Source organism: Nonomuraea sp. NPDC049421 (assembly GCF_040677005.1).
In the GTDB taxonomy this organism is placed as follows: Bacteria; Actinomycetota; Actinomycetes; order Streptosporangiales; family Streptosporangiaceae; genus Nonomuraea; species Nonomuraea salmonea.
The window spans coordinates 165,435-188,196 of sequence record NZ_JBFAQA010000021.1; the positions used below are offsets into that span (position 1 = coordinate 165,435).

19 protein-coding genes are annotated in these 22,762 nt (G+C 70.8%); 16 read left to right on the forward strand and 3 right to left on the reverse strand.

The annotated features are described in order from the left end of the window. Nucleotides 1-46: 46 nt before the first annotated feature. From pdxS to AB0K18_RS31845, 14 genes are all read left to right on the forward strand, one after another. Entirely contained in the window at nt 47-961 is a 915-nt protein-coding gene (gene pdxS / locus AB0K18_RS31780; protein ID WP_364921679.1) for a pyridoxal 5'-phosphate synthase lyase subunit PdxS, read from the forward strand. A gap of 204 nt (nt 962-1,165) precedes the next feature. Next, on the forward strand, nt 1,166-2,848 hold the full coding sequence (locus AB0K18_RS31785) for an alkaline phosphatase D family protein (protein WP_364921610.1): 1,683 nt from the start codon (nt 1,166-1,168) through the stop codon (nt 2,846-2,848). Nucleotides 2,849-3,002: 154 nt separating this feature from the next. After that, nucleotides 3,003-3,581 (forward strand): pyridoxal 5'-phosphate synthase glutaminase subunit PdxT, encoded by a 579-nt coding sequence (gene pdxT, locus AB0K18_RS31790; protein WP_364555903.1) that lies wholly within the window; start codon nt 3,003-3,005, stop codon nt 3,579-3,581. A 3-nt stretch (nt 3,582-3,584) separates the two neighbouring features. After that, nucleotides 3,585-4,334: a YebC/PmpR family DNA-binding transcriptional regulator gene (locus AB0K18_RS31795; protein ID WP_355414364.1), complete on the forward strand. Its 750-nt coding sequence runs from the start codon at nt 3,585-3,587 to the stop codon at nt 4,332-4,334. Between the two features lie 222 nt (nt 4,335-4,556). After that, nucleotides 4,557-6,458: a sugar ABC transporter permease gene (locus AB0K18_RS31800; protein WP_364921612.1), complete on the forward strand. Its 1,902-nt coding sequence runs from the start codon at nt 4,557-4,559 to the stop codon at nt 6,456-6,458. An 11-nt stretch (nt 6,459-6,469) separates the two neighbouring features. After that, complete coding sequence (locus AB0K18_RS31805) at nt 6,470-7,642, forward strand: GNAT family N-acetyltransferase (protein WP_364921615.1); 1,173 nt, start codon at nt 6,470-6,472, stop codon at nt 7,640-7,642. A 90-nt stretch (nt 7,643-7,732) separates the two neighbouring features. Then, nucleotides 7,733-8,257, forward strand: a complete 525-nt coding sequence (gene ruvC, locus AB0K18_RS31810) for a crossover junction endodeoxyribonuclease RuvC (protein WP_364373870.1) — start codon at nt 7,733-7,735, stop codon at nt 8,255-8,257. A 274-nt stretch (nt 8,258-8,531) separates the two neighbouring features. Then, the gene (ruvA, locus tag AB0K18_RS31815) at nt 8,532-9,152 is read left to right on the forward strand and encodes a Holliday junction branch migration protein RuvA (RefSeq protein ID WP_364921618.1); all 621 of its coding nucleotides are present in this window, start codon (nt 8,532-8,534) and stop codon (nt 9,150-9,152) included. A gap of 404 nt (nt 9,153-9,556) precedes the next feature. Next, on the forward strand, nt 9,557-10,591 hold the full coding sequence (gene ruvB, locus AB0K18_RS31820) for a Holliday junction branch migration DNA helicase RuvB (protein ID WP_364921622.1): 1,035 nt from the start codon (nt 9,557-9,559) through the stop codon (nt 10,589-10,591). Nucleotides 10,592-10,808: 217 nt separating this feature from the next. Further along, entirely contained in the window at nt 10,809-11,192 is a 384-nt protein-coding gene (gene yajC, locus AB0K18_RS31825) for a preprotein translocase subunit YajC (RefSeq protein WP_364921624.1), read from the forward strand. A 43-nt stretch (nt 11,193-11,235) separates the two neighbouring features. Further along, a complete protein-coding gene (gene secD, locus AB0K18_RS31830) occupies nt 11,236-13,152 on the forward strand; it encodes a protein translocase subunit SecD (protein WP_364921627.1) in 1,917 nt (638 codons plus the stop codon). A 1-nt stretch (nt 13,153) separates the two neighbouring features. Beyond that, nucleotides 13,154-14,146, forward strand: coding sequence for a protein translocase subunit SecF (secF, locus tag AB0K18_RS31835; protein WP_364921629.1), 993 nt, complete (start codon nt 13,154-13,156; stop codon nt 14,144-14,146). Nucleotides 14,147-14,325: 179 nt separating this feature from the next. Continuing rightward, complete coding sequence (locus AB0K18_RS31840; protein WP_364921631.1) at nt 14,326-14,844, forward strand: adenine phosphoribosyltransferase; 519 nt, start codon at nt 14,326-14,328, stop codon at nt 14,842-14,844. 187 nt (nt 14,845-15,031) lie between these two features. Continuing rightward, nucleotides 15,032-17,224: a bifunctional (p)ppGpp synthetase/guanosine-3',5'-bis(diphosphate) 3'-pyrophosphohydrolase gene (locus tag AB0K18_RS31845; RefSeq protein WP_364921634.1), complete on the forward strand. Its 2,193-nt coding sequence runs from the start codon at nt 15,032-15,034 to the stop codon at nt 17,222-17,224. Nucleotides 17,225-17,284: 60 nt separating this feature from the next. Here AB0K18_RS31845 and AB0K18_RS31850 read toward each other — a convergent pair whose 3' ends face one another. From AB0K18_RS31850 to AB0K18_RS31860, 3 genes are all read right to left on the reverse strand, one after another. After that, nucleotides 17,285-18,373, reverse strand: coding sequence for a cupin domain-containing protein (locus AB0K18_RS31850; RefSeq protein WP_364921636.1), 1,089 nt, complete (start codon nt 18,371-18,373; stop codon nt 17,285-17,287). Nucleotides 18,374-18,480: 107 nt separating this feature from the next. Further along, entirely contained in the window at nt 18,481-19,710 is a 1,230-nt protein-coding gene (locus AB0K18_RS31855; protein ID WP_364921639.1) for a DUF349 domain-containing protein, read from the reverse strand. Nucleotides 19,711-19,772: 62 nt separating this feature from the next. After that, nucleotides 19,773-20,642 (reverse strand): peptidylprolyl isomerase, encoded by an 870-nt coding sequence (locus AB0K18_RS31860; RefSeq protein WP_364921641.1) that lies wholly within the window; start codon nt 20,640-20,642, stop codon nt 19,773-19,775. 138 nt (nt 20,643-20,780) lie between these two features. Here AB0K18_RS31860 and AB0K18_RS31865 point away from each other — a divergent pair, with 138 nt between their 5' ends. Continuing rightward, nucleotides 20,781-21,461 (forward strand): MBL fold metallo-hydrolase, encoded by a 681-nt coding sequence (locus AB0K18_RS31865; RefSeq protein WP_364921643.1) that lies wholly within the window; start codon nt 20,781-20,783, stop codon nt 21,459-21,461. After that, nucleotides 21,461-22,723: a histidine--tRNA ligase gene (gene hisS / locus AB0K18_RS31870; RefSeq protein WP_364555879.1), complete on the forward strand. Its 1,263-nt coding sequence runs from the start codon at nt 21,461-21,463 to the stop codon at nt 22,721-22,723. The genes AB0K18_RS31865 and hisS overlap by 1 nt, the downstream gene beginning before the upstream one ends. Nucleotides 22,724-22,762: the final 39 nt, after the last annotated feature.

Here is a 22,762-nt window from a genome sequence, read left to right on the forward strand (position 1 = left end):
CGATGGGCTTGATAACTTACAGATTCGCCGTTGAGAGCCCGTGAGGATGACCGTGTCCAGCAGCACGCCAGAAAGCACCCCCGTCACCGGAACCGCCCGCGTCAAGCGCGGCATGGCCGAGATGCTCAAGGGCGGCGTCATCATGGACGTCGTCACCCCCGACCAGGCCAAGATCGCTGAGGACGCCGGCGCGGTCGCCGTCATGGCCCTCGAGCGCGTGCCCGCCGACATCCGTGCGCAGGGTGGCGTCTCCAGGATGAGCGACCCCGACATGATCGACGGCATCGTCAACGCCGTCTCGATCCCCGTGATGGCCAAGGCCCGCATCGGCCACTTCGTCGAGGCCAAGGTGCTGCAGTCGCTCGGCGTCGACTACGTCGACGAGTCCGAGGTGCTCACCCCGGCCGACTACGCCAACCACATCGACAAGTGGCAGTTCACCGTGCCGTTCGTGTGCGGCGCCACCAACCTCGGCGAGGCCATGCGCCGCATCACCGAGGGCGCGGCCATGATCCGCTCCAAGGGCGAGGCCGGCACCGGCGACGTCTCCAACGCCGTCACCCACATGCGCACGATCCGCGCCGAGATCAAGCGGCTCACCTCCCTGCCGGAGGACGAGCTCTACGTCGCGGCCAAGGAGCTGCAGGCGCCGTACGAGCTGGTCGCCGAGGTCGCCCGCACCGGCAAGCTGCCGGTCGTGCTGTTCACCGCAGGCGGCATCGCCACCCCTGCCGACGCCGCGATGATGATGCAGCTCGGCGCCGAGGGCGTGTTCGTGGGCTCCGGCATCTTCAAGTCGGGCGACCCGGCCAAGCGCGCGGCGGCCATCGTCAAGGCCACCACGTTCTACGACGACCCCGACGTCATCGCCAAGGTCTCCCGCGGCCTGGGCGAGGCCATGGTCGGCCTCAACGTCGACGAGATCCCGCAGCCGCACCGCCTGGCCGAGCGCGGCTGGTAAGCGTCGGCGTGTCGGCGCAGGTCAGCGGCCTGCGGGCGTGAAACGATCACTTCCGGGTGAACGTCACGCGACGACGGAGATTTCCGGAAAAGGCGGCATCCGTGAAGGATGTCGCCTTTTTCATGTCTGACGTTCACCGCGAAGTCATGCCGCTGAGTCAGGCTACGGGGGTCCTCGCCCTTGATCGTCACAGGGAGCTCCCAGGTGTCCAAGCTGAACCGCAGGCACTTCCTCGTCACGGGGTTAGCGGCAGGGGCCGCATCGGCCATCCCCGCCGTCGTCCCCGCTGTCGTCCCGGCGGCCGCGCACGCCGACCTCGACCATGAAACGGCTTCGCGCGGGCTGCGCAGCGACCCCTTCACGCTCGGCGTCGCGTGCGGCGACCCCGACCACGAGGGGTTCGTGCTGTGGACCAGGCTCGCCCAGCAGCCGCTGGCCGAGGACGGCCTCGGCGGCATGCCGCAGCGGCCCTTCCCCGTGCAGTGGCAGATCTACGCCGACGAGCGGGCCCGCCGCGTCGTGCGCTCCGGCGTCACCGTCGCCGCCCCCGAGTGGGGCCACAGCGTGCACGTCGAGGTGCAGGGGCTGAGCTCCGACCGGGACTACTGGTACCGCTTCCGCGTCGGCCCGTACGTCTCGCCCCTCGGCCGCGCCCGCACCGCCCCGCACCCCCTGTCGTACGGCGGCGCCCTGGCCATGGCGTTCGTCTCCTGCGCCCAGTACGAGCACGGCCACTTCACCGCCTACCGCCGCCTCGCAGAGGAGCACCCCGACCTGGTGCTGCACCTCGGCGACTACCAGTACGAGTACACCAGGGACACCTACACGATCCCCGGCGGCAACATCCGCCACCACGAGGGCCCCGAGACCGAGACCCTCGCGAACTACCGCCAGCGCCACGCCCAGTACAAGGCCGACCCCGACCTGCAGGCCGCGCACGCCGCCGCGCCCTGGCTGGTCGTGTGGGACGACCACGAGCTGGACAACAACTGGGCCGACGAGGTGCCGGAGAAGCCCGAGGTGCCGCAGCCGAACTTCCGGGAGCGGCGCGCCGCGGCCTTCCGCGCGTACTACGAGAACATGCCGCTGCGCCGCACCTCGATCCCGCGCGGCATCGACATGCAGCTCTACCGGCGCATCCGCTGGGGCAGGACGGCCACCTTCCACATGCTGGACACCCGGCAGTACCGCGACGACCAGGGCTGCGGCGACGGCTACAAGGACTGCCCCGCCGCGGTCGACCCGGCCCGCTCGATCACCGGCGCCGAGCAGGAGGAGTGGCTGCTGCGCGGCTTCCACCAGTCGCGCGCGCAGTGGGACATCCTGGGCCAGCAGGTCTTCTTCGGCCAGCGCGACAACAACCCCGGGCCCGCCAAGATCACCTCGCAGGACGCCTGGGACGGCTACGCCGCCTCCCGCCGCCGCATCACCCAGGGCTGGATCGACGCCGGGGTGCGCAACCCCGTGCTGCTGACCGGCGACGTGCACGCCCACTGGGCCGGCGACCTCAAGCTCGACTACGACGACCCGACAGGGCCCAGCGTGGGCTCCGAGCTGGTGACCACGTCGATCTCGACGGGTGGCGACGGCGGCGACTCCGACCCGGCGCAGCACCCGTTCCTGCAGATCAACCCGCATCTGAAGTTCTACAACAACCAGCGCGGATACGTGCTCACCACGATCGAGCGCGACCAGCTGACGGCCGACTTCAAGGTCGTGCCCCGGGTCCAGACGCCCGACGCCGAGGTCTACACCCGGGCCACGTTCGTCGTCGAGGACCGGGTGCCGGGGGTGCAGCAGACGTACCTGCGGCCGCTCGACCCGGCGCGCCGGCTCCAGCAGATCACGGTCGAGGACACCGTCCGCCTGGAGACCGAACGCCCGTAACGGCTCTCATCGCAGCCCTTCCCCGCGAGCCCGGCCCCCGATCAGGGGCCGGGCTCGTCGCGGTCAGCGCCTGATCGACGAGCCCCCGTCGGAAGACGACGGGGTGTTCTGGTGTTGAATTGTCGGTAACCCGTACTCGACGGAAGGATCGCCCGTGCCCACGATCGGTGTACTCGCCCTCCAGGGAGACGTGCGCGAACATCAGCGCATGCTTCAGGAGGCGGGCGCGACGGCCGTCGCCGTACGCCGCCCCGCCGAGCTGGACGCGGTCGACGCCCTGGTCATCCCCGGCGGCGAATCGACCACCATGTGGAAGCTCGCCGACACCTTCGACCTGCTGCAACCGCTGCGCGTCCGCGTCAAGGAAGGCATGCCCGCCTACGGCTCGTGCGCCGGCATGATCATGCTGGCCGACCGCATCGAGGACGGCATCGCCGGCCAGCAGACCATCGGCGGCATCGACATGGTGGTCAGGCGCAACGCGTTCGGCCGCCAGGTCGACTCCTTCGAATCCGACCTCGACTTCGCCGGACAGCAGGTGCACGCGGTGTTCATCCGCGCTCCCTGGGTCGAATCCGTCGGCGCGGACGTCGAAGTGCTGGGCAGGTGCGAGCCTGGGGATAGGATCGTCGCGGTCCGTCAAGGTCCTTTGCTCGCTACGTCGTTCCACCCCGAGCTCACCGGGGACGTACGCGTGCACCGTTACTTCGTAGACATGGTGAGGGAGCTCTAGGTAATGTCCGGCCACTCCAAATGGGCGACGACGAAGCACAAGAAGGCCGCACTCGACGCCAAGCGCGGCAAGCTGTTCGCCAAGCTCATCAAGAACATCGAGGTGGCGGCACGGACCGGTGGCCCTGACCCGGACGCCAACCCCACACTCTTCGACGCCATCTTCAAGGCGAAGAAGAACTCCGTGCCCAACGACAACATCGAGCGGGCGCGCAAGCGCGGCGGCGGCCTCGAAGCCGGCGGCGCCGACTACCAGACGATCATGTACGAGGGCTACGCGCCCGGCGGCGTCGCGGTGCTCATCGAGTGCCTCACCGACAACCGCAACCGCGCCGCCTCCGAGGTCAGGGTGGCGCTCACCCGCAACGGCGGCTCCCTGGCCGACCCCGGGTCCGTCTCCTACATGTTCAACCGCAAGGGCGTCGTGATCGTGCCCAAGAACGGGCTCGACGAGGACACCGTGCTCATGGCCGTCCTCGACGCAGGGGCCGAGGAGGTCAACGACCTCGGCGACTCCTTCGAGGTCGTCTCCGAGGCCGGTGACCTGGTGCCGGTCCGCAAGGCCCTCCAGGACGCCGGCATCGACTACGACTCGGCCGAGTCCAGCTTCCTGCCGACGATGAGCGTGCCGCTCGACGAGGAGGGGGCCAAGAAGGTGTTCCGGCTCATCGAGGCGCTGGAGGACAGCGACGACGTCCAGAACGTCTTCGCCAACTTCGACGTCTCCGACGACGTCCTCGCCGCTCTCGACTGACCTTCATCAGGGCCTGGGCTTCGGTGCCCGGGCCCTGTCCTTTCCCTGGATGCATCAGGCTCGCAGGGGTGTGCCGGCGATCCCGCGCTCGTCCTGTCGGCTTCGGGATCGTTGAGGCGAGACGGCCACCGCCGCGCTCCTCCGCATCGCATCCGGCGAATCCTCCGGGTGACGGTCTGTCGGCGTGCGGGCGAGGGGGCGGGCCGCGTAGGGTCGGGCGACGTGACTTCCCCCAACCCCCCAGGATCCGGCACTCGGCTGGTCGGGCTGCTGCTCGCCGTACCTGCGCTGGTCGGCACCCTCATCACGCTGGTGCTGCCGACCGCGCAGACGATCTGGCTCAGCTTCCAGAGCGGCGGCGTGCTGCGGAAGAGCACGTACGCGGGGACCGCGAACTACGTCAAGCTGCTCGGCGACGACGCCTCCTGGCGGGCGCTGGGGTTCACGGTGTCGCTGGTCGGGTTCCCGCTGCTGGTGGCGTTGGTGGTGGGCCCGCTGCTGGCCCTGGCACTCGACCGGGCGGGCCCGTGGCCGCGGCGGGCCGGGCGCGTCCTGCTGTCGCTGGCCGTCGTCACCTTCTCGCCGGTGGCCGTGGCGGCGTCCTGGCTGCGCGGCCTGATGCCCGAGGAGTCGGGCCTGGTCGCCCTCGCCGAGGGGCTGCGCGACCCGGCCACCGCGCCTGGAACGCTCCGGCTCATCGTGGCCGCCGCCACGTTCGGGCTGGTGTGCGCGCTGGCCGTGATCGCGTTCCTGCCCGCCCTGCGCGGTCACACCCCGGGGCCGGCGACCGTGGTGGTGGGCGTCCTCGTCGCGCTCGCCGTCGTGGCGGCCGGGCTGCAGACGTTCGCGCTGAGCCAGGTGCTCACCGGCGGCGGCCCTCAGCGCGCCACACAGACGCTCGCGGGCCTCCAGTACGACTACGCCTTCAGAACGGCCGAGTTCGGCCTCGGTGCGGCCGTGGCGACGCTCACAGGGGCGATCCTGGGCGTGCTGGGCATCGCCGCCACGATCATCGCGGCCGCCTCCGGCCTCCGCATCACCCTCACCCCCAAGACCGACCTCCCCGACCCGCCCACCCCACCGGCCTTCGCCCCGGGCGCACCCACCTCCGCCCAACCCGGACCGTTCGCCTCCGACCCACAGGCACCGGCCGCCTTCGGCCGGCAGGGACCCATGGCTTTCGGCCCGCAGGGCGGAGCCGCCTCCGGGCAGGGCGGTCGGGCCGCCTTCGGTGCGCACGGCTCTCAGCCGCCCCCGGGGCACGCCCAGGGAGGTGCCCCGGCGGCTCACGTCGGTGGGGCGGGTGGGGTGACGTCCCCGTACCTGCCTGGGAGCGGGCAGCCCGAGGAGGAGCGGCAGGTCCCCGCGAGGCGCGCGGTCACACCGGCGGGCGTGGCGATCGGGATCGCCGCGTCAGCGGTGGTCGTGGTGGCCGCGTTCGTGCTCGCCTGGCCGTGGATGGACGGCGTGCTGGCCTCCAGGGCGGGCGCGGCGAGCAGCCTCAGAGCCCAGGTCAACACCTGGGTCCCGGCCGTCGTCGGCGCCCTGGTCTCGGTGGGAGTGGCGTACCTGGCCGCCCTCGGCATCGGCGGCCTGCGCCCGCTCGGCCGCGCCAGCGAGTGGCTGCTGCTGATCTTCGCCCCCTGGCTGTTCGTCGGCGCAGGCCCGTTCAACGTCGCCAACTGGCAGAACGTCCGCAACCTCGGCCTCATCGACACCTTCCCCGCCCTCATCCCGCCGCTGCTGGTGAGCGTCCCCGCGCTGCTCGTACTGACCCTCCTGTGCAAGGGCCTGGCAGAACGCACCGACAGGGACTTCTTCTCGGGGGTGTTCCTGCCCTCGCTGCCCATGGCGGGCGTCCTGGCCGGCGCCGTCACGCTGGTGAACGCCCACGACGTCCAGTGGCCGCTCCTGGTCGTGCAGCACACCGACCTGTTCACCGCCCCGGTCGCCCAGATGGCCCAGGTGGGCGGCTTCTCCCGGGCCGCCGCGGACGTCGGCGCCGCGACGCCGCTGGTCGTGGTGGCCGTCGCGCTGGCCGTCCTGGTGACGGCCCAGCTCCTCTACCTCGACAGGCTCGCCATCACGACAAAGGATTCGCGGGTACGTCCACCGGTTTCATAGGTTTGCTGCTTGTGGAAATACGCGACATTACGCCCGACGACCTCGACGACGTCCTCGACCTGCGCCGGCGGGCGTTCGGCCCGATGAGCCCGGGCAGCAAGGAGAAGTGGCGCAAGTCCGTGCTGCCCGCGCTGGCCGAGGGGCGCTACCTCGGGATGTTCGACGGCGGCAGGATCGCGGCGGCCGCCCGGCTGCGCCGCTTCACCCAGTGGTGGCACGGCCGGCCGCAGCCGATGGCGGCGATCGCGGGCGTCACCGTCAGCCCCGAGGACCGCGGGCGCGGCGTCGGCACCGGCATCATGCGGGCCGTCCTCGACCGCGCCACCGAGCTGGGCGACGCGATCTCCGCGCTCTATCCGGCCACCACGGCCATCTACCGCAACCTCGGCTACGAGCACGCGGGCGCGCAGCACATCATCCGCCTGCCCGCCGAGTCGCTGCGCGGCATCCGCCCGTCCGGGCAGGTCAAGCTGCGCAGGATGGGTCCCGGCGACGCCGCCGAGCTGATCTCCGTGCTGCACCGCGTGCACGGCGCGGCCCGCGCCAGCGGCCCGATCTCGTACGACGAGGACACCTGGAACCTGTGGCTGGCCAGCGAGGACGACTTCCTCTACCTGGCCGACGACGGCTACGCGGTCTACCGCTGGCGGGGCGACGACATGGAGGTCGAGAACGTCGTCGCCGCCTCCTCCGACACCCTGCGGGCGCTGTGGGGGCTGGTCGGCAGCGCGTCCTCGGTGGCCCGCGAGGTCGTCGCCGCCGTGGCGCCCGACGACCCGGTGCTGTGGATGCTGCGCGAGCGTACGAAGGAGCAGCTCACGCGGGTGCGGTGGATGTTCAGGGTGCTGGACGTGGCCGCCGCCGTCGAGCGCAGGGGCTATCCGGCGCACGCGAGCTGCCAGGCCGTCGTGACCGTGGACGATCCGGTCAGGGGCGGGGGCACGTGGCGCCTGGACATCTCCGGCGGAACGGGCACAGCGACCCCTGCCTCCGGGGGGACGGGCACGGCGACCCCCGCCTCCGGAACCGGCGTCACGCTCTCGGTGAACGGCCTGTCCGCTCTGTACGCCGGGATCCCCACCTCGACGCTGCGGCTCAGCGGTCTCATGTCGGGAGATGACCGATACGACGCGGCACTCGACGCCGCCTTCGCCGCCAAGCCGTACATGCTCGACTACTTCTAGCCTCCGCTTCCCGGTGCGCGCCCTCCCCGGCCACGGTAAAGTCTCGTGCCGAACAGATGTTCGGCGGCGCGGTCTCGGGAGGGCATGCCGGTGCGGGTGATGGGCGTCGATCCGGGGCTGACCCGGTGCGGGGTGGGCGCGGTCGAAGGGCGCCCGGGAGCGCCGCTGTCGCTCGTGGCCGTCGGGGTGGTGCGCACGGGGGCGGACGAAGAGCTCGGCGCCCGGCTCGTGGGCATCGAGGCCGGCATCGAGCGCTGGCTCGACGAGGTGCGCCCCGACGCGGTGGCCGTCGAGCGCGTCTTCAGCCAGCACAACGTCCGCACCGTGATGGGCACGGCGCAGGCCGCCGGCATCGCCGTCCTGTGCGCCGCCCGGCGCGGCCTCCCGGTGGCGCTGCACACGCCGTCCGAGGTCAAGGCCGCCATCACGGGCAGCGGCACGGCCGACAAGAAACAGATCGGCGCCATGGTCACCCGCCTCCTGCGCCTCACCGAGATGCCCAAGCCCGCCGACGCCGCCGACGCCCTCGCCCTGGCCATCTGCCACGTCTGGCGCGGCGGCGCCCAACACCGCCTCGCCACCGCCCTGGCCAAAGCCAGAAACCCCCACCGATGAGCCCGACCACCCACACCCCCGACCGGGGACCCGCCGGCACCCGCCCCGTCCGCACCGGGAACTTGGGACTGCCGGGGGTGGGGAGGCGTTTGCGGTTGACCTTGACGGCAGCCGCTGCGGAGGTCACCTGCCCCCGTTCTCAGCCCATCCTCGCGCGCAGCGGCCGCGCCCGGAGCTCGGGGTCGCCGGGCGTGGCGGTGGTGGGTGCGGGGGTGGATCTGCGCTATGACAGGGGACCAGGTGTGACAGCGGTGACGGAGACGGGAGGCCGAGCGTGATCGCGTCGGTGACGGGCAAGGTGACGGCGATCGCCCCTGACGGGGCCGTGATCGAGGTCGGCGGCGTCGGCATCCTCACCCACTGCACCCCGGGCACGCTCGCCACGCTCCGGCTGGGCGAGGAGGCCAGGCTGGCCACGTCGCTCGTGGTGCGCGAGGAGTCGCTGACCCTGTACGGCTTCGCCACCGACGACGAGCGGGCCGTCTTCGAGCTGCTCCAGACGGCCAGCGGCGTCGGCCCCAAGCTGGCGCTGGCGATGCTCGCCGTCCACACGCCCAACGCGCTCCGCATGGCCGTGGCCTCGGCCGATCTCAAGGCGCTCACCCAGGTGCCGGGCATCGGTCAGAAGGGTGCCCAGCGCATCGTCCTGGAGCTCAAGGACCGGCTCGGCACCCCTGAGGAGACCGTCAACGCCGCGCTCAACGGCGACCGCCGCGCGGCCGTGTGGCGCGAGCAGGTCCACTCGGGCCTCGTGGGTCTCGGCTACTCCAGCAAGGACGCCGACGAGGCCATCGCCGCCGTCGAGCCAGAGGCGGAGGCCGACCTCGCCGCCGGCCGCCGGCCACAGGTCGCCGCCCTCCTGAAGGCCGCACTCCGTTCCCTGAGCATCCGATGACCCACCACCCCGACACCCCCAAGCCACCGCGTCCCGCACGTTTCGGCGCCGTACGTGACGCGCGGGCGCATGGCGCGCCTGCGCAAGGCGCAGAGCAGGCAGGCAGGCATGCCGGCGTGTCGTGCGAGACGCTCGGATGGGGCGGGTTCCCGCACCGCGCGGGGTCGGGGTTCGGCGGATGCCGGAAGGTGCCTTGGGGGCGGGGCGAGGATGGCGAAGAGGGTCCCGGAGTGGGCAATGGTGGCGAAGCGGGTCCCGGGGTGGGCGAGGGTGGCGAAGAGGGTCCTGGGGTGGGGCGAGGGTGTGTGGTGGCGGGAAGAGGGGTGGCGTGATACGTGAGGGCGGGGTGGGCCATGACGGCCGCCAGGACGGGCGTTCGGTGACTGAGGAGAGGAGGCGCTGGGATGGGATTTGAGCGGGACGAGATTCTGTCGGCCGCCGCCGGTGGCGACGAGCTGCAGATCGAGGCCGCACTCAGGCCCAAGCGCCTCAGCGAGTTCATCGGCCAGGGACGCGTCCGCGAGCAGCTGTCGCTGGTGCTGGAGAGCGCGTTGCGGCGGCAGCGGCCGCCGGATCACGTGCTGATGAGCGGCTCGCCCGGCCTGGGCAAGACGACGCTGGCGATGATCATCGCGGCGGAGCTGAACGCGCCGCTGCGCATCACCTCGGGGCCGGCGCTGGAGCGGGCGGGAGACCTGGCGGCGATCCTGTCGACGCTGACCGAGGGCGAGGTGCTGTTCATCGACGAGATCCACCGGATGGCCAGGCCCGCCGAGGAGATGCTCTACCTCGCGATGGAGGACTTCCGGGTCGACATCGTCGTGGGCAAGGGGCCGGGGGCGACCGCGATCCCGCTGGAGATCGCGCCGTTCACGCTGGTGGGCGCCACCACCCGGGCGGGGCTGCTGCCCGCGCCGCTGCGCGACAGGTTCGGCTTCACCGCCCACATGGACTTCTACGAGGTCCCCGAGCTGGAGCGGGTGCTGCACAGGTCGGCGCAGCTGCTCGGCGTCGGGCTGCCGGACGAGGGCGCCCATGAGATCGCCCGCCGCTCCAGGGGCACCCCGCGCATCGCGAACCGGCTGCTGCGCCGGGTGCGCGACTTCGCCGACGTGCGCGCGGGCGGCGTGATCGACCGCGACGTCGCCTCGGCGGCGCTCAATCTCTACGAGGTCGACGGCGAGGGGCTCGACCGGCTCGACCGGGCGGTGCTCGGCGTGCTGCTGCGCAAGTTCGGCGGCGGCCCGGTGGGGCTGTCCACGCTCGCGGTGGCCGTGGGGGAGGAGCCCGAGACGGTCGAGGTGGTGGCCGAGCCGTTCCTCGTACGCCAAGGACTGCTGGCCAGGACCCCGCGCGGCCGGGTGGCGACCGCGGCGGCGTGGACCCATCTCGGGATGACGCCACCGCCGGATGCGTTCGGAGCGTCGCTTTTCGACTGATCACAGATCGGTTGCAACCGTTTCAATATGGGAACTTCCCCGCGCGCCGAAACGCTGCTTCGTTGCCGCGTTTCGCAACAAGCGCCTAAACTCCGTGGCTTGGCTGGCTGTGTAGGCTGACGGGCTGAGCGGCGCGGCCCGGAGCAACGCACGGAATTTCCGGCGCGAGGCCGGTGTCAACTCCTTGTACGACTATGGAAGGTCGCCCCTTATGGACATGGGACAACTCGGAAGCATCCTGCCGCTGATTCTTCTGGTGGTGGTGTTCTACTTCCTGCTGATCCGCCCCCAGCGCAAGCGCCAGCAAGAGGCGATCCAGATGCAGAACTCCCTGACGCCGGGCACCCGGGTCATGACGACGACCGGGCTGTTCGCCACCGTCGTCACGATAGACAATGAGGACGTCGTCCTCGAGATCGCGCCAGGGATCGAGACCCGCTGGGTGAAGGCCGCCATCGGTCGCGTCGTCACCCCCGGCGACGCTCCGGCGAGTGACGAGCCGGCCGCTGACCAGGCCGAGCTCGGCGAGGAGGGCAAGACGGAGTCCGAGGCCACCGTGGAGCGCAACGGCGACCAGGACTCCAGCACGAAGAAGTCCTGACTAAGCTCTGCCACAAACCTCTATCTGAAAGAACTGACGACCAGTGGCCCGACCGACCAGCCGCCACAGCCGACCGGGGCGTACGCTCCTGGTGCTGCTGGCGCTCATCCTCGCCCTGGGCGGGACGATGTTCCTGCAAAAGGCGTACACGCCCAAGCTGGGCCTCGACCTAGCGGGCGGCACGACGGTGACGTTGTCCCCGGTGACCCAGAACAACGCGGCGCCGCCCGAGGAGATCCTCGACCGGGCGGTCAACATCATCCGCGACCGGGTCAACGGCACGGGCATCTCCGACGCCGAGGTCGCCAAGTCCGGCGACAACATCATCATCTCCATCCCGGGCGTGGGCCAGAACGAGGCCATCAAGCTGGTCGCGACCACCGCGGAGCTGCGTTTCCGTCAGGTGCTTGCCATGGAGGCCACGCAGGCCCCCGCCGACCTGGCCACCAACGCGCCGACGCCCGGCCCGTCGGGCAGCCCGTCGGCCCAGCCGTCCACCCGGCCCTCCCAGTCGGCCGCGACGCCGAGCGCGTCCCCGACCGGTAAGGCGCTCTCGTCCGCGCTGACCTCGCCGACCGCCACGCCCTCCGCGGGCGCGCCACGGTCGGCCACCGAGACAGGTGACGGGCAGAAGAGCCAGGGCGACGGACAAGCCCGGCAACAGGACCCCGATGGGCAAGGCGACGGTGACGGCAAGGCCCGCACCGGCACCCAGAACAACCAGACCGCCCAGAACAACCAGACCGCCCAGAACAACCAGACCGCCCAGAACCAGGACAACACCAAGGGCCAGAACGCCAAGGCGTCACCGTCGGGCGCGCCCACGGCCAGCACGCCGCCCGTGCAGCCCCCGCAGCAGAACCCCGACATCAACACCGCCGGCATCGATCCCAAGGTGCTCGAGCAGTTCAACAAGCTCGACTGCGCCGATCCGGCCAACCGCGGCCAGGGCGTCCAGGACGACCCGAACAAGCAGTACGCCGGCTGCGAGACCGACGGCAGCTTCAAGTACGTCCTCGACGTCGCCAAGGTCGTCGGCACCGACATCGACACCGCCTCGGCCGGCGTCCGCCAGGGCACCACCGAGTGGATCGTCCAGCTCGACTTCAAGAGCAAGGGCGCCGGCGAGTGGAGCAAGCTCACCACCGCCGCCTACAACTCGCCCGAGCCGCGCAACAAGGTCGCGGTCGTGCTCGACGGCGTCGTCATCACGGCCCCCAACATCATCAGCCCGATCCCCGGCGGGCGGGCCGAGATCACCGGCGGCTTCGACCAGATCAGCGCCACCAACCTGGCCGACCAGCTCAAGTACGGCGCGCTGCCGCTGAAGTTCAACCGCAGCTCGGTCGACACGGTCTCCTCGACGCTCGGCCAGGACCAGTTGCAGGGCGGTCTCATCGCCGGCCTCATCGGCCTGGCGCTGGTGGTCGTCTACTGCATGCTCTACTACCGGGGCCTCGGCATCGTCGCGGTGCTCAGCCTCGTGGTGGCGACGGTGCTGACGTACACCTCGGTGGTCGTGCTCGGCCACAACGCCGGCTTCCGGCTCTCGCTGCCGCACATCATCGGCCTGGTGGTCTCGATCGGCATCACCGCCGACTCCTTCATCGTCTACTTCGAACGCATACGTGACGAGATGAAGGAGGGCAGGCGCTCGCTGCGAGCGGCCGTCGAGGTGGCCTGGGTACGCGCCCGGCGCACGATCCTGATCGCCGACGCCGTCATGTTCATCGCCGCCATCGTGCTGTACTTCCTGGCGGTGGGCGGTGTCGCCGGCTTCGCGTTCGCGATGGGCCTGACCACGCTGATCGACGTCGTGGTGGTGTTCCTGTTCACCAAGCCGTTCATCGCCATGCTGGCGAAGTTCAAGTTCTTCGCCAAGGGGCATCCGCTGTCGGGGCTCGACTCCGAGCGCATGAGCGAGACGGCCGGCCACAAGACCACTCCGCAGGAGGCCTGAGATGGGACTGGGGCGTCGCCTCTATCGCGGCGAGATCGACGTCGACTTCGTCGGCAAATGGCGGCTGTGGTACAGCCTGTCCGGCCTGCTGCTGCTGGTGTCGCTGGCCGGGCTGGTCCTCCATGGGCTCAACCTCGGTGTGGAGTTCAAGGGCGGCACGATCTTCTCGTTCAAGGCCCAGCACGCCACCGTCGAGCAGGTGCGTACGTCCGTCCAGGACGAGGGCGTGCACCAGGTGATCGTCCAGCAGGCCGGCACCGACGGCTGGCGGGCGACCACCGAGAGCCTGCCGGAGGACACCAGGTCGCAGGTGCAGAGCGCCATCGCGAAGGACTTCAGCGTCCCGGCCGACCAGGTGAGCATCCAGGCCATCGGCCCGTCCTGGGGCGGTGAGGTGTCGCAGAAGGCGTGGATCGGCCTGGCCGTGTTCATGCTGGCGATCATCTTGTACCTGTCGATGGCGTTCGAGCCGAAGATGGCGCTGGCGGCGATCGTCGCGCTCATCCACGACCTCGTCATCACGGCCGGCATCTACGCATGGTCGGGCTTCGAGGTCACGCCGGCCACGCTGCTGGGCTTCCTGACCATCCTCGGTTATTCGCTCTACGACGCGGTCGTGGTGTTCGACATGATCAAGGAGGTCACGGCCAAGCTGGGCCACACCTCGAAGCAGACGTACTCGATGGCGGCCAACAACGCGCTCAACCACACGCTGATCAGGTCGCTGAACACCTCGCTCGTCGCGATCCTGCCGGTGGCGGCGATCCTGTTCATCGGCACCACGCTGCTCGGCGCGGGCACGCTGAAGGACCTGTCGCTGGCGTTGTTCGTCGGCATGATCGTCGGTACGTACTCCTCGCTGTGCGTCGCCACGCCGCTGCTGGTGACGCTGAAGGAGCGCGAGCCGAAGTACCAGGCCATCGCCAAGAGGTTGGCCTCCACCGGAGGCGGCAGCAAGAAAGGCCCCAAAAGCGCGGCCGTAGCCAAGGGCTGACCCGCTCGTACGACGGGCTCAACAGGCGCCCTCGCCCCGGGAAGGGGCGGGGGCGCCTGCCTTTGTGGACCCCGAGGCCGCGAGGGCCTCAGAGAGGCGCTGAGAGCTGCGGGTACGGGTCAGGGCCCGATATGCACCATCATGGAGCCCGGCACACGGCCGGCGGAGAAGGGATGACCATGAGCGAGCTGAGCACGACGATCCTCGACCGGATCAGGGACGTGCCCGACTACCCCAAGCCAGGGGTCATGTTCAAGGACATCACCCCGCTGCTGGCCGACCCGGTGGCGATGGCCGCCGTGGTGGACGAGCTGGCCGGGCTGCACCAGGTGGACAAGATCGTGGGCATCGAGGCGCGCGGCTTCATCCTTGCTGCGCCGGTGGCCTACCGGGCGGGCGCGGGGTTCGTACCGGTGCGCAAGAAGGGGAAACTGCCCGCCGCCACGCTGGAGGAGTCCTACGATCTGGAGTACGGCTCCGCGACGATCGAGGTGCACCGCGACGCGTTCGCGCCCGGCGACCGGGTGCTCGTGGTCGACGACGTGCTGGCCACGGGCGGCACCGCGAAGGCGGCCGTGGAGCTGGTGAGGAGGGCGGGCGCCGAGGTCGTCGGCATCGCCGTGCTGATGGAGCTGGCCTTCCTGAAGGGACGTGAGCGCATCGCGGGAGAGCGGCTGCACTCCCTTGTGATCGTCTGAGCCCGCCCGCGGCGGCCCAGGTTTCCTGCCTGGATACACTGGGGGGATCTGGACTCGAACGTGAGGAGCCACTGCGTGAGGAGTCTGTGTGCCCCGTGATGTGGTCGCGCCCGACGTAACCGACTCCGGCAATGCGGAGACGCCCGGTGTGCCGTCGGTGCGCCGCCGGCGTTTTGGGGGTGGGGCGATGAATCCGGTGCTGGAGCCGCTGTTCCGTACGGTCCGCGCCACCCACCCCAAGGCCGACCTGCGGGTGATCGAGCGTGCCTACGACATGGCCGCCTACCACCACCGCGACCAGAAGCGGAAGTCGGGCGACCCCTACATCACCCACCCGCTGGCCGTCGCGACGATCCTGGCCGAGCTCGGCACCGACGACGAGACGCTGTGCGCGGCGCTGCTGCACGACACGGTCGAGGACACCGCCTACTCGCTCGACGAGCTGCGGGGCGACTTCGGCGACACGATCGCGTCGCTGGTCGACGGCGTCACCAAGCTCGACAAGGTGAAGTTCGGCGACGCGGCGCAGGCCGAGACCGTGCGCAAGATGGTCGTGGCGATGTCGCGCGACATCCGGGTGCTGATCATCAAGCTGGCCGACCGGCTGCACAACATGCGCACGATGCGCTACCTCCCCGAGCACAAGCGCCACCAGAAGTCGCGCGAGACGCTGGAGATCTTCGCCCCGCTGGCCCACCGCCTGGGCATGAACACGATCAAGTGGGAGCTCGAGGACCTCGCGTTCGCCATGCTCTACCCCAAGCGCTACGACGAGATCGCGCGCATGGTGTCGGAGCGGGCGCCGCGCCGCGACCTGTTCCTGCAGGAGGTCATCGAGAAGGTCTCGGGCGACCTGCGCGAGGCGAGGATCCGCGCGGTGGTCAAGGGCCGGCCGAAGCACTACTACTCGGTCTACCAGAAGATGATCGCCCGCGACGTCGCGTTCGACGACATCTACGACCTGGTGGGCATCCGCGTGCTGGTCGACTCCGTACGCGACTGCTATGCCGCGCTCGGCACCATCCACGCGAGGTGGAACCCGGTGCCGGGGCGGTTCAAAGACTACATAGCGATGCCCAAGTTCAACATGTACCAGTCGCTGCACACCACGGTGATCGGTCCCGAGGGCAAGCCGGTCGAGCTGCAGATCCGCACCCACGCGATGCACCACAGGGCCGAATACGGCGTCGCCGCGCACTGGAAGTACAAAGAGGAGGTCGGCAGCCCCGGCCCCACGGGCAAGGTCAAGCCGGGCAGCGACATGGCCTGGCTGCGCCAGCTCCTCGACTGGCAGAAGGAGACCTCCGACCCGGGCGAGTTCCTCGAGTCGCTGCGCTTCGACCTGTCGGTCTCCGAGGTCTACGTCTTCACCCCCAAGGGCCAGGTCATCGCGCTGCCCGAGGGCGCCACGCCGGTCGACTTCGCCTACGCGGTGCACACCGAGGTGGGCCACCGCTGCATCGGCGCCCGGGTCAACGGCCGGCTGGTGCCGCTGGAGTCGCGGCTCGGCAACGGCGACACGGTGGAGATCTTCACCTCCAAGTCGCCCGACGCGGGGCCGTCGCGCGACTGGCTGAAGTTCGTCAAGTCGGGCAGGGCCCGCAACAAGATCCGGCAGTGGTTCTCGAAGGAGCGCCGCGAGACCGCGATCGAGGCGGGCAAGGAGGCCATCGGCCGGGCGATGCGCAAGCAGGGCCTGCCGCTGCAGCGCCTGATGTCCGGCGAGGCGCTGCTGGCGCTGGCCCGTGACCTGCGCTACCCCGACGTCTCCGCGCTCTACGCGGCGGTCGGCGAGGGCCACATCGCGGCCCAGTCGGTGGTGCAGAAGCTGGTGGCCTCGATCGGCGGGGTCGACAGCGCGGAGGAGGACATCGCCGAGACCTCGCTGCCGACCCGGCTGCGCGGCCGCCCCCGCGGCGGTGGCGGCGCCGGCGTGGTGGTGGCGGGCGACGCCGACGTATGGGTACGCCTGTCGAAGTGCTGCACCCCGGTGCCGGGCGACGAGATCGTCGGTTTCGTCACCCGCGGCCACGGCGTCTCGGTGCACCGGGCCGACTGCACGAACGTGCAGCAGCTGCGGGAGCAGCCCGACCGGCTGGTCGAGGTGAGCTGGTCGCCGAGCGACGACAGCGTGTTCCTGGTGGCGATCCAGGTCGAGGCGCTCGACCGGCCCCGGCTGCTGTCCGACGTCACCCGCACGCTGTCCGACCAGCACGTCAACATTTTGAGCGCGTCGGTCACGACCTCGCGCGACCGGGTGGCGATCAGCAAGTTCACCTTCGAGATGGGCGACCCCAAGCACCTCGGCCACGTGCTCAAGGCCGTGCGCAGCATCCAGGGCGTCTTCGACGTCTACCGGGTCAGCGGCGCGGGCAGCTGACGGCTCGGTGCCGACGGCTCGGTGTCGAGGGCTCGGTGTCGACGGCTCGGCGTTGACGGCTCAGCGGCGCAGGCCCGGCAGGTTGACCACGATGGCCTCCTGTGTGCTGCGCGCGATCACCACGACCGCCTCCTGCGAGGGGTCGGGGTTCTCCTCTCGGTGCGGCACGTACGGCGGCACGAACACGTAGTCGCCGGGCCGCGCGTCGATGCGGGTCTCCCTGTCGTCGTCCAGGAACACGAACGACGGCGTGCCGCTGACGACGTATATGGCGGTCTCGGAGGCGCCGTGGTGGTGGTCGGACGAGCGGGTGGCGGGCGCGACGTGCGTCTGGCCCATCCACAGCCGTGACGAGCCGGTGGTGGCGCCGCTGACGGCGGCCAGGCGCCGCATGCCCGAGCTCTGCGCCGTCTCGCCGGAGAGCTCTCCTGCGGCCACGTGACGCAGGGTCTGGTGGAAGGGGTCACCCTGGTCCCGGTAGCCCTCCCAGAGGCGCCCTCCGGCCCGTTCGAGCACGCGCGTGGCGACGGCGGCCAGGCGTACGGGGTCGTCGTGCACCTTCAGCAGCTCGCCGGCCAGCTCGGGGTCGTGGGCGCGCAGCTCGCGCAGCAGCCACTTGCCGGTGCCCTGCCACCTGCCGCCCGCGCCGAGCGCCGCCCTCGCGGTGGCCTGCACGACCTCCCATCCGATGAACGCCGCCTCGCCCGGGTCGGTGGCGCCGGCGAGGTCGTCGAGCAGGTCGGACAGCACGTAGCGGGCCCGCTCCGACTGCCCGGCGGGCTGACCGCCCGGACCGGCCGAGACCCGCTCGCCCAGGGCCGCCTGCAGGTCGCTGGCCCGGCCGCCGGTCCTGTCGGTCAGCACCGCGCCCTCGGAGCAGATGCGGGCCAGCGTCGGCCTGCGGGCCGCGAAGTCGCGCTCGATGTAGGCCGCCAGGCTGGTCTCGCTGTGCGCGAACAGCTCGATCGGCCAGTCACGCCAGCGCAGGCTCTCGCGGTAGGGGCGGTCGAGACCGTCGAGCACCACGATGATGTCGAGATCGGAGGTGCTGGTGCGGCGCTCGGTGAGCACGCTGCCGCCGACGAAGGCGTACAGGGCTCCCGGGAACGTCTCTTCGACGAAGGCGCGCGCGGCGGTGACGGGATCCATGCCGCACAGCCTAGATCGCGGGCCCCGTCGCACGCCGCCCGATTCGGCGACGGCGGCCCGCATGGCGACCGGCGAGGGGCCCTCGTGAGAAGGGACCCCGCGCCGGATCAGCTGAACTCGGCCAGCGTGCGCTCCGCCTCCGCCAGCCAGGAACGGCGGGCGGTGAGCGCCTCCTCGGCCTCCTTGACGTCCTTCGCCCGGCCGGCGGCCTGCGCCTTGCCCAGGCGCTTCTCCAGCTGCTCGATGGAGGTGCGCAGCTGGTCGACGGTGCTCTGGGCGCGCGCCCTCGCCTCGGGGTTGGAGCGCTTCCACTCGGCGTCCTCGGCCTTTCGCACGGCCTCGTCCACCCGGCGCAGCCCGCCCTCCAGGCGGTCGCGCTGGTCGCGCGGCACGGGGCCCGCGGCCTCCCAGCGCTCGAGGATGCTGCGCAGCGCGGCCCTGGCCGTGCGCACGTCGGTGACCGGCAGGATCTTCTCGGCCTCGGCCAGCAGCTCCTCCTTGACCACCGCGTTGGCCGCCAGCGAGGCGTCACGCTCGGCGAACACCGCCGAGCGCGCCTGGAAGAACTGGTCCTGAGCGGCCTTGAAGCGGCCCCACAGCTCGTCCTCGGCCTCGCGCGAGGCGCGCCCCGCGTTCTTCCACTGCTGCATGAGGTCGCGGTAGACGGCCGCGGTGGGGCCCCAGTCGGTGGAGCCGGACAGCGACTCGGCCTCGGCGACGATGCGCTCCTTCTCCGCGCGCACGCCCTCCCGCTGCTCGTCGAGCCCCGCGAAGTACGCCTTACGCCGCTTGGCGAACGCCGTGCGGGCCGCCGACAGCCGCTTCCACAGCGTGGCCTCGGTGGCGCGGTCGATGCGGTCGGCCGCCTTCCACTCCTCCACGAGCTGGCGCAGCCGTTCGCCGCCCGACTTCCAGTGGGTGGTCTCCTCGGCGATGCGCTCGGCCTCGCCGACGATCCGCTCCTTGACCGCCCTGGCCTCGGCCCGCGCCTGCTCGCGCGCGGCCTTGACCTCCTCGCGGCGCTGGGCCACCAGCTCGGTCAGCCCGTCGAGCCTGGCCGTCAGCGCGGCCAGGTCGCCGACGGCGTGGGCGTCGGCCACGGCTTCGCGCAGCTTGGCGATGCCGGCCTCGGCCTGGGCCGGAGCGAGGTCGGTGCCCCTGACGCGCTGTTCGAGGAGCTGGACCTGACCGGCCAGCTCGTCGTACTTGCGATGGAAGTAGGCCAGTGCCTCTTCGGGTTCACCGGCCTGCCAGGAGCCGACGGCCCGCTCTCCCTCAGCCGTACGCACGTAGACGGTGCCGTCGTCGTCTACCCGGCCCCACGGGTCGGTGCTCACCGTGTCCTCCCGCACTATCCATCAGACCCTTCGGGACTACTTCGTCCCTAGTTTGTATTACGTCAGCTCTTGCCGGCGATTGTCACGTCTTTGATTTCGACGGTTTGCTTAGGTGCTCCTGTCCCATCTCCCGCGTCGGCGATCACGCCTGCTTTGTTCACCTTGTCCAGGATGTCGAGCCCCTTGGTGATCGTACCCACCGGCGTGTAATCCGGGGTGAGGCCGATGTCGCCGTAAACGAGGAAGAACTGGCTGCCCGTGCTGCCCGGCGCGGAGGTTTTGGCCATCGCCATCACGCCGCGCTTGTACTGGGCGCCCTGGAGGTTCTCCTCGGCCATGACGTAACCGGGGCCGCCCGAGCCGTCCTGGCTCTTGCCGTCGGCCTTGGCGGTCGGGTCGCCGCACTGCAGCATGGGGAACTTCTCGCTGCCGAGCCGGTGGCACTTGCTGCCGTCGTAGTACTTCTTCTCCGCCAGGAACTCCAGCGAGTTGGTGGTGCAGGGAGCCTTGGCGTTGTTCAGCTCGACGACGATCTCACCGAGGTTGGTGTCGATCGTCATCTTCTTCGTGGCGGGCTCGGTCGTGACCTTGGCCGGCGGCATGCCGACGTCCTTGACCTGACCGCCTGAGGTGTCCTTGACGTAGTCGCACGTGCCCGTCGCCGCGTCGTAGGGCTTCGGCCCCGTGTTCTCCGACGCCGGAGCCGTCTCCGCGGCCGTCGCGGAGGGCGAGGCGGCCGCCTCGGTGCCCGGGTCGTTGCCCCCGAGCAGCGCGACCGCGGCCACGATGCCGCCGACCACGACCACCACGCCCGCGGTGGAGCCGATGATCGCCGTGCGCTTGGCCTTCTGCTCACGCTCGATGCGGCGCTGCATCTGCCGCTCGTAGTGCTCGCGTGCCAGCTGCTTCTGCCGGTCCTTCCCCGTGGCCACCGCTTTGCCTCCCATAGTCAATCAACTGAGGTGGGCGAATCGTATCGGCCAACGGGTAATGATTCGCAGCCCGGCGACCCGCACCGGTACCCTTCGGTTACATTCCCATTGGCTTTTCGACGAGATCACCTGAGGCAGATGCTCATCGCCGGCTTCCCCGCAGGGGCCTTCCAGACCAATTGTTACGTAGTCGCGCCCGCGGCCGGCGAGGAGTGCGTCATCGTCGATCCTGGTCAGGACGCCGTCGAGGGGGTCGACGAGCTGCTGCGCGAGCACCGGCTCAAGCCCGTCGCCGTCCTGCTCACCCACGGCCACCTCGATCACGTCTGGTCGGTGGCCCCCGTCTGCGGCGCGCGCGACGTGCCCGCCTGGATCCACCCCGACGACCGCCACCTGCTGAGCGACCCGGCCGCGGGCTGGTCCGACACCAGCGCGTCGCTGTTCGGCGGCCTCACGCTGAGCGAGCCCGACGACGTGCGCGAGCTGTCAGACGGCGCCGTGCTGCCGCTCGCGGGGCTGGAGCTCGTGGTCGATCACACGCCAGGCCATACCAGGGGGTCGGTGAGCTTCCGGCTGCCCGGCGACGAGATCATGTTCTCGGGCGACCTGCTGTTCGCCGGCTCCATCGGCCGCACCGACCTTCCCGGCGGCGACTACGCGACCATCCTGAGCAGCCTGGCTACCAAGTGTCTGCCGCTGCCGGACGATACGGTCGTCCTGCCGGGCCACGGACCACAGACCACGATCGGCCGCGAGCGCGCGACCAACCCATATCTCAAGGAAGCAGCGCCGCACGCCGGTCCCACACGAGGGATCTAATGAGCTTCCAAGCACCGAAAGGCACCTTCGACTGGCTGCCACCCCGCTCCGAGCGGGTCCTCGCCGTACGCGAGGCGCTGGCCGCGCCGCTGCGCCTCGCCGGCTACGGCTACATCGAGACGCCGGTCTTCGAAGACACCCAGCTGTTCGCCAGGGGCGTAGGCGAGTCGACCGACATCGTCTCCAAGGAGATGTACACCTTCCCCGACAAGGCGGGCCGCTCGCTGACGCTGCGCCCCGAGGGCACCGCCTCGGTGGTCCGTGCGGTGCTTCAGCACAACCTGCACACCGGGCAGCTGCCGGTGAAGTTGTGGTACTCCGGCAGCCAGTTCCGCTACGAGCGCGCCCAGAAGGGCCGCTACCGCCACTTCTGGCAGGTCGGCGCGGAGGCGCTGGGCGCCGAGGACCCCGCGCTCGACGCCGAATTGATCGTGCTCGGCGCGCGCGGCTTCGCCTCGCTCGGGCTGCGCGATGTCCGGCTGCTGCTCAACTCGCTCGGCGACAAGAACTGCCGGCCTGCCTACCGCGCCGCGCTGCAGGAGTTCCTGCGCGGGCTCGACCTCGACGCCGACACCAGGGCCCGCATCGAGATCAACCCGCTGCGGGTGCTCGACGACAAGCGGCCCGAGGTGCAGGCCCAGCTCGCCGGCGCGCCGCTGGTGGTCGACCACCTGTGCGCCGAGTGCCGGGCGTACCACGAGGAGGTGCGCGCCCTGCTGAGCGCCTCCGGCGTCGCCTTCGAGGACGACCCGCGTCTGGTGCGCGGCCTCGACTACTACACCCGCACCACGTTCGAGTTCGTCCACGACGGGCTCGGCTCGCAGTCGGCCGTCGGCGGCGGCGGCCGCTACGACGGGCTCAGCGAGATGCTCGACGGGCCGCCGCTGCCCAGCGTCGGCTGGGCGCTCGGCGTCGACCGCACGTTCCTGGCCATGGAGGCCGAGGGCCTGCTCGGCGACGACGCGGCACACGAGCGCGTGCAGGTGTACGGTGTCCCGCTGGGTGACGACGCCCGGCGCCGCATGTTCCTGCTCATCGACGAGCTGCGCGCGGCCGGGCTCAGCGCCGACATGGCCTTCGGCGGCAAGGGGCTCAAGGGCGCGATGAAGGGCGCCGGCCGCTCGGGCGCCGCGTTCGCGCTGATCCTGGGCGAGCGTGACCTGGCCGCCGAGGCCGTGCAAGTGAAGGACCTGGCCACCGCCGAGCAGACCGAGGTGCCGCTGGCCAAGGTCGTCGACGTCTTGAAGGGGAAGGTGCAGTGACCGGCGAGCCAGGGCCGCTGCCTCCCCTCACTCATCCGC